Origin of the sequence: Pseudomonas sp. ok272 (genome assembly GCF_900109995.1) — a bacterium.
Classification (GTDB): Bacteria; Pseudomonadota; Gammaproteobacteria; order Pseudomonadales; family Pseudomonadaceae; genus Aquipseudomonas.
In genome coordinates this window covers 271,557-285,480 of the sequence record NZ_FOCB01000005.1, presented here as the reverse complement: position 1 = coordinate 285,480, position 13,924 = coordinate 271,557, and the positions used below count along the sequence as shown (strand labels likewise).

General features: G+C 63.8%; 12 protein-coding genes. 9 read left to right on the top strand and 3 right to left on the bottom strand.

The genetic code is table 11. The features are described from left to right. Window positions 1-70 precede the first annotated feature (70 nt). Together ilvA and BMW74_RS10770 are read left to right on the top strand one after the other, a co-directional pair. The gene (ilvA, locus tag BMW74_RS10775; RefSeq protein ID WP_093418457.1) at window positions 71-1,585 is read left to right on the top strand and encodes a threonine ammonia-lyase, biosynthetic; all 1,515 of its coding nucleotides are present in this window, start codon (window positions 71-73) and stop codon (window positions 1,583-1,585) included. 39 nt (window positions 1,586-1,624) lie between these two features. Further along, a complete protein-coding gene (locus tag BMW74_RS10770; RefSeq protein ID WP_093418454.1) occupies window positions 1,625-2,050 on the top strand; it encodes a DUF2269 family protein in 426 nt (141 codons plus the stop codon). 469 nt (window positions 2,051-2,519) lie between these two features. Here BMW74_RS10770 and BMW74_RS10765 read toward each other — a convergent pair whose 3' ends face one another. Continuing rightward, complete coding sequence (locus BMW74_RS10765) at window positions 2,520-3,176, bottom strand: histidinol-phosphatase (RefSeq protein WP_093418451.1); 657 nt, start codon at window positions 3,174-3,176, stop codon at window positions 2,520-2,522. A gap of 143 nt (window positions 3,177-3,319) precedes the next feature. Here BMW74_RS10765 and BMW74_RS10760 point away from each other — a divergent pair, with 143 nt between their 5' ends. Together BMW74_RS10760 and ptsP are read left to right on the top strand one after the other, a co-directional pair. Next, window positions 3,320-3,799, top strand: a complete 480-nt coding sequence (locus BMW74_RS10760) for an RNA pyrophosphohydrolase (RefSeq protein ID WP_008064982.1) — start codon at window positions 3,320-3,322, stop codon at window positions 3,797-3,799. A gap of 22 nt (window positions 3,800-3,821) precedes the next feature. Then, window positions 3,822-6,101, top strand: coding sequence for a phosphoenolpyruvate--protein phosphotransferase (gene ptsP / locus BMW74_RS10755; RefSeq protein ID WP_093418447.1), 2,280 nt, complete (start codon window positions 3,822-3,824; stop codon window positions 6,099-6,101). Window positions 6,102-6,317: 216 nt separating this feature from the next. Here the strand turns inward: ptsP and BMW74_RS10750 are convergent, their stop codons facing one another. Next, window positions 6,318-7,064, bottom strand: a complete 747-nt coding sequence (locus tag BMW74_RS10750) for an NRDE family protein (protein ID WP_093418444.1) — start codon at window positions 7,062-7,064, stop codon at window positions 6,318-6,320. 135 nt (window positions 7,065-7,199) lie between these two features. On the opposite strand from BMW74_RS10750, the gene BMW74_RS10745 reads away from it, so the two are divergent. From BMW74_RS10745 to BMW74_RS10735, 3 genes are all read left to right on the top strand, one after another. Then, window positions 7,200-7,982 carry a sulfite exporter TauE/SafE family protein gene (locus BMW74_RS10745; protein ID WP_093418441.1) on the top strand — a complete coding sequence of 261 codons (783 nt, stop codon included), beginning with the start codon at window positions 7,200-7,202 and terminating at the stop codon, window positions 7,980-7,982. Window positions 7,983-8,064: 82 nt separating this feature from the next. Then, a complete protein-coding gene (gene lgt / locus BMW74_RS10740) occupies window positions 8,065-8,880 on the top strand; it encodes a prolipoprotein diacylglyceryl transferase (RefSeq protein WP_093418436.1) in 816 nt (271 codons plus the stop codon). A 57-nt stretch (window positions 8,881-8,937) separates the two neighbouring features. After that, window positions 8,938-9,909 (top strand): thymidylate synthase, encoded by a 972-nt coding sequence (locus tag BMW74_RS10735; protein ID WP_093418433.1) that lies wholly within the window; start codon window positions 8,938-8,940, stop codon window positions 9,907-9,909. Window positions 9,910-10,033: 124 nt separating this feature from the next. Here BMW74_RS10735 and cadR read toward each other — a convergent pair whose 3' ends face one another. Beyond that, on the bottom strand, window positions 10,034-10,483 hold the full coding sequence (gene cadR, locus BMW74_RS10730) for a Cd(II)/Pb(II)-responsive transcriptional regulator (RefSeq protein WP_093418430.1): 450 nt from the start codon (window positions 10,481-10,483) through the stop codon (window positions 10,034-10,036). A gap of 85 nt (window positions 10,484-10,568) precedes the next feature. On the opposite strand from cadR, the gene BMW74_RS10725 reads away from it, so the two are divergent. Together BMW74_RS10725 and BMW74_RS10720 are read left to right on the top strand one after the other, a co-directional pair. Next, a complete protein-coding gene (locus BMW74_RS10725; RefSeq protein WP_093418427.1) occupies window positions 10,569-12,839 on the top strand; it encodes a heavy metal translocating P-type ATPase in 2,271 nt (756 codons plus the stop codon). A gap of 21 nt (window positions 12,840-12,860) precedes the next feature. Further along, window positions 12,861-13,724, top strand: a complete 864-nt coding sequence (locus BMW74_RS10720) for a LysR family transcriptional regulator (RefSeq protein ID WP_093418424.1) — start codon at window positions 12,861-12,863, stop codon at window positions 13,722-13,724. The last annotated feature ends 200 nt before the right edge of the window (window positions 13,725-13,924 follow it).

The following is a 13,924-nucleotide window of genomic DNA, read 5'->3' as shown; positions in this document are numbered from 1 at the left end:
GTGTGGTCGCCTGGCCGAAAGCCGGGTTAGACTCGTCGGCCTTGCCCAACCCGCCCAGTGATGCTTTCCGATGCTCGAACAGTACGTCAAAAAGATCCTCACCTCGCGCGTTTATGACGTTGCCGTAGAAACCCCATTGCAGACTGCCCGCCAGCTCTCCGAGCGGCTGGGCAATAACATTTGGCTCAAGCGCGAAGACTTGCAGCCGGTGTTCTCGTTCAAGATTCGTGGTGCCTACAACAAGCTGACCCAGTTGAGCGCCGAGGAACGCGCCCGCGGCGTGGTCACGGCCTCGGCGGGTAACCACGCCCAGGGCCTGGCCCTGGCGGCCAAGGTGCTCGGGGTCAAGGCCACCATCGTGATGCCCAAGACCACCCCCGAGATCAAGGTCGAAGGCGTGCGCTCGCGTGGCGGCAAAGTGGTGCTGCACGGCGACTCGTTCCCCGAAGCCCTGGCCTATTCGCTGAAGCTGGTCGACGAAAAAGGCTACGTCTATATCCATCCGTACGACGACCCACACACCATTGCCGGGCAAGGCACTGTGGCGATGGAGATCCTGCGCCAGCACCCTGGCCACCTGGACGCGATCTTCGTGCCGGTGGGTGGCGGTGGCCTGATCGCCGGGATCGCCGCGTACGTGAAGTACCTGCGTCCCGAGATCAAGGTCATCGGCGTCGAGCCGGACGACTCCAACTGCCTGCAAGCCGCGATGGCCGCCGGTGAACGCGTGGTCCTGCCGGCCGTGGGCATCTTTGCCGACGGCGTGGCGGTGGCGCAGATTGGCCAGCACACGTTCGACATCTGCAAGGACTACGTGGACGAAGTGATCACCGTCACCACCGACGAGATCTGCGCGGCGATCAAGGATATCTACGACGATACCCGCTCGATCACCGAGCCTGCCGGCGCCCTGGGCGTGGCCGGGATCAAGAAGTACGTGGAGTCGCGGGGCATCACCGGCCAGACCCTGGTGGCCATCGACTCGGGTGCCAACGTCAACTTCGACCGCCTGCGCCACGTGGCCGAGCGCGCCGAACTGGGTGAAGGCCGCGAAGCGATCATCGCCGTGACCATCCCCGAGAAACCGGGCAGCTTCAAGGCGTTCTGCGAGGCCATCGGCAAGCGCCAGATCACCGAATTCAACTACCGCTACAACACCGGCAGCGAGGCGCACATCTTCGTTGGCGTGCAGACCCACCCGGAAAACGACCCGCGCAGCGCGCTGATCGCCAGCCTGAGCGAGCAGGGCTTCCCGGTGCTCGACCTGACCGACAACGAATTGGCCAAGTTGCACATTCGCCACATGGTCGGCGGCCGTGCGGCCCATGTCATCGATGAAATGGTGCTGCGCTTCGAGTTCCCGGAGCGTCCGGGGGCGTTGTTCAACTTCCTGCACAAGTTGGGCGGGCGCTGGAACATCTCGATGTTCCACTACCGCAACCACGGTGCGGCGGACGGTCGGGTGGTCGCCGGCTTGCAAGTGCCGCGCGACGAGCGTCACCTGGTGCCGGCGGCGCTGGAACAGATTGGCTACCCGTATTGGGATGAAAGTGACAACCCGGCCTATCAGTTGTTTCTTGGCTGAACGGCTACGCTGATGGGCAGACTTTAAGGAAAGCGAACCATGGATACGTTAATTGCCCTGAAAATGGCGCATAGGGTGGCAACGATGTTACTGCTGGTCGGGGCGCTGGCCTTGGCGGTGTGGGTCTGGCGCACAGCGCGCGGGGGCGATGCCAGCGCGCCGGCGCGCACCCTGCAACGGCCATGGGTGTTCGTGTGGCTGGTGGTCGGGCTGGCACTGCTGAGCCTGCCGTTTACCGGCTGGGGCATGGTGCACCGGGTGGGTTGGCCGCTGGGGCAAACCTGGCTGCTGGCGTCCAGCGTGCTCTATGCCGTGGGGTCGCTGGCGGTGTTCTGGTTGCTGGTGCGGCTGAACAAACTGCGCAAGGCAGCGGGCGGCGGGGGCACGTTCACCTTCGCTCTGGCGCTGGTCAGCTTGGCCTGCTTTATCGCCATTGCCGGGTTGATGGGCGCCAAGCCGGTCTGAGGCTTTAAACCGGGTCTCCCCAATCGCGGGCAAGCCTGCACACAAGGATCTGAGCTGGGTGCAGGCTTTGTGTCCGGCGTCGACCAAGGTGGGCGCGAGACCGGCTTGTCGGCGAATGCAGCCTGTCAGTTGACTGAGATGCCGACTGATACAGCGCCTTCGCGAGCGGGCTCGCTCCCACGCGGGTCCTCAGCGAATGCAAATCCGGCGCTCGACACGGATCCCCGTGGGAGCGAGCCCGCTCGCGAAAGCGGTGGGTCAGTCAATGATGATGTTGACTGTGCTGGTCTCTTCGCGGGCAAGCCCGCTCCCACCTTGGTCCACGGCGAACACACATCCGGGGACCAGCTCAATTCCTTGTAGGAGCGAGGCTTGCCCGCGAAGGCGGTAAGCCTGACGACATCGATGTTGAATGGGGCAAGCCTCGCCCCTACGGGCTCAACCCAGATTCCTGCTCGCGATGGCGTTATCAGCCGCGCAACGACATCACCGGCCAACCCCGCTTCTGGGCTTCAGCCTGTAGCTTCGGGTCCGGGTCCACTGCCACCGGGTTCGCCACCTGCTCCAGCAGCGGCAGGTCATTCATCGAGTCGCTATAGAAATAGCTGCCGTCGAGCGACAGGCCGGTTTCTTCCAACCAACGATTCAAGCGCGTCACCTTGCCTTCACGAAAGCACGGTACATCGGTGCTGCGCCCGGTGTAGCGGCCATCGTGCATTTCGCATTCGGTGGCAATCAGGGTCTCGACGCCCAGGCGCTCGGCAATCGGGGCGGTGACGAAGCGGTTGGTCGCGGTGATGATCACCAGCTTGTCGCCGGCTGCGCGGTGCTTGGCCAGCAGTTCGAGCGCCTTGGGCAGCAGGATCGGCTCGATGCAATCGCGCATGTAGTCGCGGTGCCATTCGTCCAACTGGGCCATCTCGGTGCGGCCGAGGATTTCCAGGCAGAAGTTCAGGTACGCGGCGTTGTCCAGCTTGCCCGCCAGGTAGTCCTGATAGAACTCATCGTTGCGGGTCTTGTAGGCGACAGTGTCGAGGATGCCGCGTTCGCACAGGTAATCGCCCCATGCGTGATCGCTGTCGCCGCCCAAAAGCGTGTTGTCCAGGTCGAATAAAGCCAGGCGCATTGCAATGACTCGCTCAGTTGTCTGTAAAAAGGCGATAAGAATACGGTCTTTTCACAAGAGTGCACATAAGGTAGGAAGCTTCGTTGCCGCGTTAACAACCTTTGTGGAACAATGCCCCGACATGCGTTTGCGAGGTTGTTGCCGTGATCGACCCCGATGGTTTTCGCCCCAATGTCGGGATCATTCTGACGAATGATGCCGGCCAGGTGCTATGGGCTCGCCGTATCAATCAAGATGCCTGGCAGTTTCCTCAAGGGGGTATCAACCCGCAGGAGACGCCGGAAGACGCCTTGTATCGGGAGTTGAACGAAGAAGTCGGCCTTGAGCGCGAAGATGTTGAAATACTCGCCTGCACGCGCGGCTGGTTGCGCTATCGTTTGCCGCAACGCCTGGTCAGGACCCATAGCCAACCGCTGTGTATCGGCCAGAAACAGAAGTGGTTTCTCCTGCGCCTGGTCTCCAACGAGCAGCGGGTGCGGATGGATTTGACCGGTAAACCGGAGTTCGATGGCTGGCGCTGGGTCAGTTATTGGTACCCGTTGGGCCAGGTGGTGACATTCAAGCGCGAAGTCTATCGCCGCGCCCTCAAAGAGCTTGCCCCGCGCCTTCTAGCGCGCGACTGACGACGGAGTTCGACCCCGAGCCATGCTCAATACGCTGCGCAAGATCGTCCAGGAAGTTAACTCCGCCAAGGATCTCAAGGCGGCGTTGGGCATTATTGTATTGCGCGTCAAAGAGGCCATGGGCAGCCAGGTCTGTTCGGTCTACCTGCTCGACCCCGAGACCAACCGTTTCGTGCTGATGGCCACCGAGGGCTTGAACAAGCGCTCCATCGGCAAGGTCAGCATGGCGCCCAACGAAGGTCTGGTGGGCCTGGTCGGTACGCGAGAAGAACCGCTCAACCTCGAAAACGCCGCCGATCACCCGCGTTATCGCTACTTCGCCGAGACCGGTGAAGAGCGCTACGCCTCGTTCCTCGGGGCGCCGATCATTCACCACCGTCGCGTGGTCGGCGTGTTGGTCATCCAGCAAAAAGAACGTCGCCAGTTCGATGAAGGTGAAGAAGCCTTCCTCGTGACCATGAGCGCCCAGCTCGCCGGCGTTATCGCCCATGCCGAGGCCACCGGTTCGATCCGTGGCCTGGGCCGCCAGGGCAAGGGCATCCAGGAAGCCAAGTTCGTCGGTGTGCCGGGTTCGCCCGGCGCGGCGGTGGGCACGGCCGTGGTCATGCTGCCGCCGGCCGACCTCGACGTGGTGCCCGACAAGAGCATCAGCGACATCGAGGCCGAACTCGGGCTGTTCAAGACTGCCATTGAAGGCGTGCGCGCCGACATGCGCGCGTTGTCGGCCAAGCTGGCGACCCAACTGCGTCCCGAAGAGCGGGCGCTGTTCGATGTCTACCTGATGATGCTCGACGACGCCTCGCTGGGCAGCGAAGTGACCACGGTGATCAAGACCGGCCAGTGGGCCCAGGGCGCGTTGCGTCAGGTGGTCACCGATCACGTCAACCGCTTTGAATTGATGGATGACGCCTACCTGCGCGAGCGGGCCTCGGACGTCAAGGACCTGGGCCGCCGCCTGCTGGCCTATCTCCAGGAAGAACGCCAGCAAACCCTGGTCTACCCCGACAACACCATCCTGATCAGCGAAGAACTGACGCCGGCGATGCTCGGCGAGGTGCCGGAAGGCAAGCTGGTGGGCTTGGTGTCGGTACTCGGCTCGGGTAACTCCCACGTCGCGATCCTGGCGCGGGCCATGGGCATCCCGACGGTGATGGGCCTGGTCGACCTGCCGTACTCCAAGGTCGACGGGATCAAGATGATCGTCGACGGCTACCACGGCGAGGTCTTCACCAACCCCAGCGAAGGGCTGTGCAAGCAGTTCGCCGAGGTGGTCGAGGAAGAGAAACAACTGGCCCTGGGCCTGGACGCGCTGCGCGACCTGCCGTGCGTGACGGTCGATGGCCACCGCATGCCGCTGTGGGTCAACACCGGCCTGCTGGCGGACGTGGCACGGGCGCAAAAGCGTGGCGCCGAAGGGGTGGGCCTGTACCGCACCGAAGTGCCGTTCATGATCAATCAGCGCTTTCCGAGCGAAAAGGAGCAGCTGGCGATTTATCGCGAGCAACTCGCCGCCTTCCATCCGCAGCCGGTGACCATGCGCAGCCTGGACATTGGCGGCGACAAGTCACTGTCGTACTTCCCGATCAAAGAAGACAACCCGTTCCTCGGCTGGCGCGGGATCCGCGTCACCCTCGACCACCCCGAGATCTTCCTGGTCCAGACCCGCGCCATGCTCAAGGCCAGCGAAGGCCTGAACAACCTGCGCATCCTGCTGCCGATGATCTCCGGCACCCATGAACTGGAAGAAGCCCTGCACCTGATCCACCGTGCCTGGGGCGAAGTGCGCGACGAAGGCACTGACGTGCCGATGCCCCCGGTCGGGGTGATGATCGAAATCCCCGCGGCGGTCTACCAGACCAGGGAACTGGCGCGCCAGGTGGACTTCCTGTCCGTCGGCTCCAACGACCTGACCCAATACCTGCTGGCCGTGGACCGTAACAACCCGCGGGTGGCCGACCTCTACGACTACCTGCATCCGGCGGTGCTGCAAGCCCTGCAAAATGTGGTACGCGACGCCCATGCCGAAGGCAAGCCGGTGAGCATCTGCGGCGAGATGGCGGGCGACCCGGCGGCGGCCGTGCTGTTGATGGCGATGGGGTTCGACAGCCTGTCGATGAACTCCACCAACTTGCCGAAAGTGAAGTGGATGCTGCGCCAGATCAACCTCAGTTGGGCCAAGGACCTGTTGGCCGAGCTGATGACCATCGACAACCCGCACGTTATCCACAGCTCGCTGCAACTGGCGCTGCGCAACCTCGGGTTGACGCGGATGATCAATCCGGCGTCGGTCAAGACCCTCTAGACCTGTTCGCGGGCAAACCTCGCTCCTACGCACCTGTAGGCGCGAGGCTTGCCCTAATGCCAGTCAGTTAAGGCGCCAAACCTGTGGGAGCGAGCCTGCTCGCGAAGACGGCAACACAGCCAACATCTCCGTTGACTGACCTACTGCTATCGCGAGCAGGCTCGCTCCCACGTGGGTTTCGCTTAACTGACTGGCATTAAGGCTTGCCCGCGAACGCTAAACCCTGACCTCAACCTCTCCCAAATGCCCGCCATACGGGCCGAAGCTGCGTTCGACCATCTGCCGTGAGCCATCGGCCTGGACGATCAGCGCGGTGCTGGCCCGGGTGCCGTAGGTGGGGCTGGCGATGAACACACTCGACAGCAGGCTCTCGGTCGCCAGGCCCACGCCGGTGTCCGGCAGGTCAGTGAACGGTGCGGTCTGCGGGTCGCCCAGCAGGGCCAGCAGCGCCTGCGGTTGTGGGTCCTGCAGCACCTCAAGCAAGGCCGCCTTGGCCTTGAGCAACTTGGGCCACGGCGTATCGAGGCCGGCGTTCGACAGGCCATAGGTCCCGGCGTGCAGCTTGCGCGCCGAGGTGTGCTGGGCGCTGTAGTACCACAGCTCATGGGGGTCGCCGAGCAACAGGTTGAAGCCGGCATAGTCCACGGACCGCCCGATAACGTCGTCCAGATACTCGGCAATCGGCCGTTCACCCGTGAGGAACCGCGCCACCAGTTCACCCCGGGACTTGCGTGCCGGCGGCTGGTGCGGGTTGCGGATATTGGTCAGTGCCGCGAAGCGCCCGCCGGGTCCGATCCCCAGCCAGGTGCCGCCAGCTTCCAGGTCGCGCCCGGCGTGCACCTGCGGGGCCTCGGGCCACGGCGCCAGCGGCAGGCTGGGGCGGGCGTAGAATTCGTCGCGGTTGGCGGCCACGATCAGGGGCTGGGGGTGGCCGGGTCGCCAGGCAAAGACAATCAGGCACATAAGAGGGTCCTTGTGCGTTTTTTGCTCACTGTACGCAGACATCGCTCGTCGATCCATCGCCTTGCGCAGTAGAGCCGGGGGGGCTGCATCCGTTACCATGCGCCAGCTATTTTTCAGACGCGGACAAGGACGATCATGGAATTTGTGCTCTATCTGCTGCTGGGCGCCTGTGCAGGCGTGTTGGCCGGGCTGTTCGGGGTCGGTGGCGGGATCATCATCGTGCCGGTGCTGGTGTTCAGTTTCACCTTGCAGGGCTTCGAGCCCTCGGTGCTGACCCACCTGGCCGTTGGCACGTCGTTGGCGACGATCATCTTCACCTCGATCAATGCGGTGCGCGAGCATCAGCGCAAAGGCGCGGTGCGCTGGCCGATCTTTGCCTGGATGACCCTGGGGATTCTCATCGGTGCCGGTTTTGGCGCGCTGACGGCCGAGGCGATTTCCGGCCCGCACCTGCAAAAGATCATCGGCGTGTTCGCCCTGGTGATCGCCCTGCAGATGGCCCTGGAGCTCAAGCCCAAGGCCAGCCGCACGGTCCCCGGCAAGGTCGGCCTGACCCTGGCGGGCAGTGTGATTGGCTGGGCGTCGGCGATCTTCGGGATTGGCGGCGGCTCATTGACCGTGCCGTTCCTGACCTGGCGCAGCGTGCCGATGCAGCAGGCCGTGGCCACGTCCTCGGCGTGCGGCCTGCCCATCGCGTTGGCCAGTGCATTAAGTTTCATGATTCTGGGCTGGCACGATCCCCTGCTGCCGGCCCATAGTCTGGGTTTTGTGTACCTGCCGGCGCTGCTGGGCATTGCCCTGACCAGCATGGTGTTCGCCCGCTTTGGTGCCCGGCTGGCGCATCGGTTGTCGCCGCGATTGCTCAAAAGGCTGTTTGCCGCTTTGCTGTTGTGCGTGGGCGTGAGTTTCCTGGTCTGACGCGCGACGCAATCCTGGCTTAATCCCGGCGTGACACGGTCGCGCCAGGCATTTTAGGTTTCAACTCTAACGAGGAGTCGCAATGCTGCCTTACCCGCAGATTGACCCGGTGGCCCTGGCCATTGGCCCGCTGAAAATCCACTGGTACGGCCTGATGTACCTGGTCGGCATCGGTGGCGCCTGGCTGTTGGCATCGCGCCGCTTGAACCGGTTCGATCCGACCTGGACCAAGGAGAAGCTCTCCGACATGGTCTTCTGGATGTCCATGGGCGTGATCGTCGGCGGGCGCCTGGGGTATGTGCTGTTTTACGACCTGAGTGCCTACCTCGCCAACCCGACGCTGATCTTCGAGGTGTGGAAGGGCGGCATGTCGTTCCATGGCGGGTTCATCGGCGTGATGCTGGCAGCCTTGTGGTTCGGCAAGAAGAACGGCAAGTCGTTCTTCCAGTTGATGGACTTCGTCGCGCCGATGGTGCCGATTGGCCTGGGTGCCGGGCGCATCGGCAACTTCATCAACGCCGAGTTGTGGGGCAAGCCGACCGACGTGCCGTGGGCCATGGTCTTCCCGCCATTCAGCGACCCGGCCCAGTTGGCGCGCCACCCGTCGCAGCTGTACCAGTTCGCCCTCGAAGGCGTGGCGTTGTTCGCCATCCTCTGGCTGTTCTCGCGCAAGCCGCGCCCGACCATGGCGGTCTCCGGGATGTTCGCGCTGTTCTACGGCATCTTCCGCTTCATCGTCGAGTTCTACCGCGTGCCGGACGCCCAGTTGGGCTACCTGGCCTGGAACTGGCTGACCATGGGCCAGGTCCTGTGCATCCCGATGATCGTCGGCGGTCTGCTGCTGATCTGGCTGGCCTATCACCGCGCATCCAAGGCTCCGGTCGTCCCGGGCGCCTGACGCTTTACATTCGAAGCGCAGGGTCACGAGCCCTGCCTTCAAGGACACAGGTAATTCATGAAGCAATATCTCGAACTGGTCGCCCACGTCATCAAGCACGGCACCAAGCAAGCCAACCGTACCGGCGTGAACACCATCAGCTTCCCCGGCGCGATGCTGCGATTCGACCTGCAAGAAGGTTTCCCGGCGATTACCACCCGCAGGATGGCATTCAAGTCGGCCATCGGCGAGATGTGCGGCTTCCTGCGCGGGGTGAACAACGCCGCCGAGTTCCGCGCCCTGGGCTGCAAGGTCTGGGACCAGAACGCCAACGAAAACGCGCAATGGCTGGCCAACCCGTTCCGCCAGGGCGAAGACGACCTGGGTGAGATCTATGGCGTGCAATGGCGCAAGTGGCCGGCGTACAAGCAGATCCCGGCGAGCAACCCGGCCGCCATCGCGCAGACCCTGGCCCAGGGCTACCGGCAGATCGCCGAAGGCGAGGAGGACGGCCAGGCCTACGTGGTGCTGTACAAGGCCATCGACCAGATTCGCCAGTGCGTCGACACCATCATCAAGGACCCGGGCAGCCGGCGGATCCTGTTCCACGGCTGGAACTGCGCCCAGCTCGATGAAATGGCCCTGCCGCCGTGCCACCTGCTGTACCAGTTCCACCCGAATGTCGAGACCAAGGAAATCTCCCTGACCCTCTACATCCGCTCCAACGACCTGGGCCTGGGCACGCCGTTCAACCTCACCGAGGGCGCCGCACTGCTGAGCCTGATTGGTCGACTGACCGGCTACACGCCGCGCTGGTTCACCTATTTCATCGGCGATGCCCACGTCTACGAAAACCACCTGGACATGCTCAACGAGCAGCTCACCCGCGAGCCGTTCGCCATGCCCAAGCTGGCGATCGGCGACCGCGTGCCAGAGTTCGCCAAGACCGGCGTCTACCAGCCCGAGTGGCTGGAGCTGATCGAGCCGAGTGATTTCTCGCTCGAAGGCTACGAGCACCACGCGCCAATGACGGCGCCGATGGCGGTCTGAGTCACACGCCCATACCCTGTGGGAGCGGGCTTGCTCGCGAAGGCGGTGGATCAGTCGATATCAATGTCGGCTGACAAATCGCATTCGCGAGCAAGCCCGCTCCCACAGTTGTTTTGTGGTGTTATCAGTGCCCGTGGCTACGCCCGACATGGGAAGGCTCGGTCTCACTGGCCACCACCCCACCACTGACCTCCAGTCGCTGCAAAATCCCGCACTGTTCGATATCCGGCCCTTCGCTGCAGCGTTGGCGCAGGTCGAGCAACTGTGCCTGCAAGGCCAGCAGGCCGTCGATGCGTGCCTTGACGTGGTGGATGTGCTCGTCGATCAGCGCGTTGACGCTTTCGCACTGGTCCTGGGGGCTGTCGCGCAAGGCCAGGAGGCTGCGGATCTCTTCCAGTGTCATGTCCAGGGTGCGGCAATTGCGGATGAAGGTCAGGCGCTCGGCGTGGGTCTGGGTGTAGACGCGGTAGTTGCCGTCGCTGCGGGCCGGCTCCGGCAGCAGTCCTTCGCGCTCGTAGTAGCGGATGGTTTCGACCGCGCAGTCGGTCAGTTTGGCCAGCTCTCCAATCTTCATCGCTGCAATCTCCAAATAAGGGCTTGACCCTATAGTGGCTACAGGGTCTTTACTTGGCAACAGGCACCTTCATGGACGCGACCTTATGAGCGACTCACAGCACATCCACAAGCCCGGCGCCGGGCACGACCACGACCACAGCCACGGGAGCAACCCGGCGCCGGTCACGGCACACGACCACGCCAGCCACGCGGGGGCTTGCTGCTCCAGCGCTGCCGGTCCGGCGGTGTTCAAGCTCAGTGACACACTGAGCGCCGGCGCCCGCCTGAGCCGTTTTCGGATCGAAGCCATGGATTGCCCGACCGAGCAGACGCTGATCCAGAACAAGCTGGGGAAGCTGGCCGGTGTGCAGCAACTGGAATTCAACCTGATCAACCGCGTCTTGGCGGTGACCCACGACCTGCCGACCACCGCGCCCATCGTCGAGGCCATCAAGGCGATTGGCATGGTCGCCGAGCCGATCGAGGAGGGCGCCGATGACAAGCGTCCGGCCCCGGCGAAGAAACCTTGGTGGCCGCTGGCGGTGTCGGGCCTGGGCGCCCTGGGTGCCGAAGTGCTGCACTTCACCAACGTCGCGCCGACCTGGGTGATTGCGCTTGTCGCGCTGGTCTCGATCCTCAGCGGCGGCCTGGGCACCTATAAAAAGGGCTGGATCGCCCTGAAGAACTTCAACCTGAACATCAATGCGCTGATGAGCATCGCCGTCACCGGTGCGGTGCTGATTGGCCAGTGGCCGGAAGCGGCGATGGTGATGTTCCTGTTCACCGTGGCCGAGTTGATCGAGGCCAAGTCCCTGGACCGTGCGCGCAACGCCATCAGCGGCCTGATGCAGATGACCCCGGAACAGGTCACCGTGCAGTTGGCGGACGGCAGTTGGGTCGAACGCGAAGCGAAAAGCGTCGAACTGGGCGCCTTGGTGCGGGTGCGTCCCGGTGAACGCGTCGGCCTGGACGGCGAAGTGGTGTCCGGCAACTCGACCATCGACCAGGCGCCGATTACCGGGGAAAGCCTGCCGGTGGAAAAGACCGTCGGCGACAAGGTGTTCGCCGGCACCATCAACCAGTCCGGTTCCCTGGAGTACACCGTCACGGCGGTGGCCAACAACTCGACCCTGGCGCGGATCATCCACGCCGTGGAAGAGGCCCAGGGCGCGCGGGCACCGACCCAGCGGTTCGTCGACGCGTTCTCGAAGATCTACACCCCAGTGGTGTTCATTTTCGCCCTCGGCGTGGCGCTGATTCCGCCGCTGTTCATGGGCGCGGCGTGGTTCGACTGGATCTACCGTGCGCTGGTGCTGCTGGTGGTGGCGTGCCCGTGTGCCCTGGTGATTTCCACCCCGGTGACCATCGTCAGTGGCCTGGCGGCTGCCGCGCGCAAAGGCATCCTGATCAAGGGCGGCGTATACCTGGAGGGCGGTTACAAGCTCGACTACCTGGCGCTGGACAAAACCGGCACCCTGACCCACGGCAAGCCGGTGCAGACCGATTACCTGTCACTCGAGCCCACGGCCGACGCCAGCGCGCACGTGCTCGCCGCCAGCCTGGCGGGGCGTTCGGATCACCCGGTGTCGCTGGCCATCGCCAACGCGGCGGTGGATAAGCAGTTGACCCTGCGGACTGTGGATAACTTCGCAGCCCTGGCCGGTCGCGGTGTCCGTGGCGAGATCGACGGCCAGGTCTACCACCTGGGCAATCACCGCCTGGTGGAGGAGTTGGGCCTGTGCTCGCCGGCCCTGGAGGAAAAACTGTTCGCCCTGGAGAAGCAAGGCAAGACCGTGGTGTTGTTGCTCGACAGCCGCGGTCCGCTGGCGCTGTTCGCCGTCGCCGACACCGTCAAGGAAACCAGCCGCGAAGCCATCGCGCAGCTCCACGCACTAGGGATCAAGACCCTGATGCTGACCGGCGACAACCCGCACACCGCCCAGGCGATTGCCGCCCAGGTGGGCATCGACCAGGCGCAGGGCGATTTGCTGCCGACCGATAAGCTCAAGGCGATCGAAGCCCTGTACGCCCAGGGGCATCGGGTCGGCATGGTCGGCGACGGGATCAACGATGCGCCGGCCCTGGCGCGGGCCGAGATCGGCTTTGCCATGGCGGCGGCCGGCACCGATACCGCGATTGAGACCGCCGACGTCGCCCTGATGGACGACGATCTGCGCAAGATCCCGGCATTCATTCGCCTGTCACGCCAGACCTCCAGTATCCTCACGCAAAATATCGCCCTGGCCTTGGTGATCAAGGCGATCTTTCTTGGGGTAACCTTCTTCGGGCTTGCCACCATGTGGATGGCGGTGTTTGCCGACATGGGCGTGGCCATGCTGGTGGTGTTCAATGGACTGCGCCTGCTGCGCAAATAAAATCGATGAAGAGAGGGTGATGTGCTGAGTGCCGAGCTGAAGGCTTTTTTCATGGTCGCGCGACTGGGCAGCATCACCCTGGCAGCGAAGAAGCTCGGCCTGAGCCAGCCGACGGTGACCACCCAGGTCCGCAACCTGGAGAGCCAGTACTCGGTGGAGCTGTTTTACCGTGGCGGGCGCCGGCTGACCCTCAGCGACGAAGGGGCGCGCCTGCTGCCGATGGTCAAGGCGCTGTTGCAGCAAGAGGCCGACATCGAATTCTTCCTGCGCAACAGCGGCCAGAACGAGGGCGCTTTGCGCATCGCCGCGACCGCACCGTATTACATCCTCGACCTGGTCAAGACCTTCCGCGAGCGCTTGCCCCAGGTCGAGGTCTCGGTGGACATCGGCAACTCCCAGCAGGTGCTCGAAGCGCTGGAGGATTACCGGGTCGACCTGGCCGCGTCATCGCAACGGGTCGAGGATGCGCGCCTGGTTCGCCGGGTGCTGGGCAGCGACCCGCTGGTGTTGGCGGTGCATCGCAATCATCCGCTGGCGGCTCACGATCACGTGCCGCTGAGCGCCCTGGTCGGCCATACCTTGCTGATGCGCGAAACCGGCTCCACCACCCGACGCCTGACCGAAGAGCTGCTGGCCGGTGCCGGGGTGAGTTTCGGCCCGCTGCTGGAGATCGGCAGCCGCGAGTCCATCCGCGAGGCGGTGCTGCGCAACATCGGCATCAGCATCATCGCCCGCCAGGAAGTGCCCCATGATCCGCAGTTGCGGGTGCTGACCCTGGAAAATGCCCCGCAGATCTGTGAGTACCTGTACTGCCTCAAGGAGCGCAAGAACGCCCGGCTGACCGCCGCCTTCCTCGGCCTGGCCCAGGAAATGGCGCCGGTCTGAGACTTTCAGTGGCTGTTCCGGCCTCTTCGCGAGCAGGCTCGCTCCCACAAGGGTCTGTGGTGTCAATGTGATCTGTGGCGCCCAGCAAAATCTGAGGGAGCAACGGTCTTAGCCAACCATTCTCTGGTGGATGTACCCAGATCCACCGTGGGAGCGAGCCTGCTCGCGAAGGCGTCAAGCCATGGCTTGAGCTTCACCCC

Bases quoted from the DNA above. Each gene is read 5' to 3' on its own strand.
- ilvA (WP_093418457.1), top strand. From the start codon at position 71: ATGCTCGAACAGTACGTCAAAAAGATCCTCACCTCGCGCGTTTATGAC.
- BMW74_RS10765 (WP_093418451.1), bottom strand. From the start codon at position 3,176: ATGCGCCTGGCTTTATTCGACCTGGACAACACGCTTTTGGGCGGCGAC.
- BMW74_RS10745 (WP_093418441.1), top strand. From the start codon at position 7,200: ATGGAATTTGTGCTCTATCTGCTGCTGGGCGCCTGTGCAGGCGTGTTG.
- BMW74_RS10770 (WP_093418454.1), top strand. From the start codon at position 1,625: ATGGATACGTTAATTGCCCTGAAAATGGCGCATAGGGTGGCAACGATG.
- BMW74_RS10725 (WP_093418427.1), top strand. From the start codon at position 10,569: ATGAGCGACTCACAGCACATCCACAAGCCCGGCGCCGGGCACGACCAC.
- BMW74_RS10750 (WP_093418444.1), bottom strand. From the start codon at position 7,064: ATGTGCCTGATTGTCTTTGCCTGGCGACCCGGCCACCCCCAGCCCCTG.
- ptsP (WP_093418447.1), top strand. From the start codon at position 3,822: ATGCTCAATACGCTGCGCAAGATCGTCCAGGAAGTTAACTCCGCCAAG.
- BMW74_RS10735 (WP_093418433.1), top strand. From the start codon at position 8,938: ATGAAGCAATATCTCGAACTGGTCGCCCACGTCATCAAGCACGGCACC.
- lgt (WP_093418436.1), top strand. From the start codon at position 8,065: ATGCTGCCTTACCCGCAGATTGACCCGGTGGCCCTGGCCATTGGCCCG.
- cadR (WP_093418430.1), bottom strand. From the start codon at position 10,483: ATGAAGATTGGAGAGCTGGCCAAACTGACCGACTGCGCGGTCGAAACC.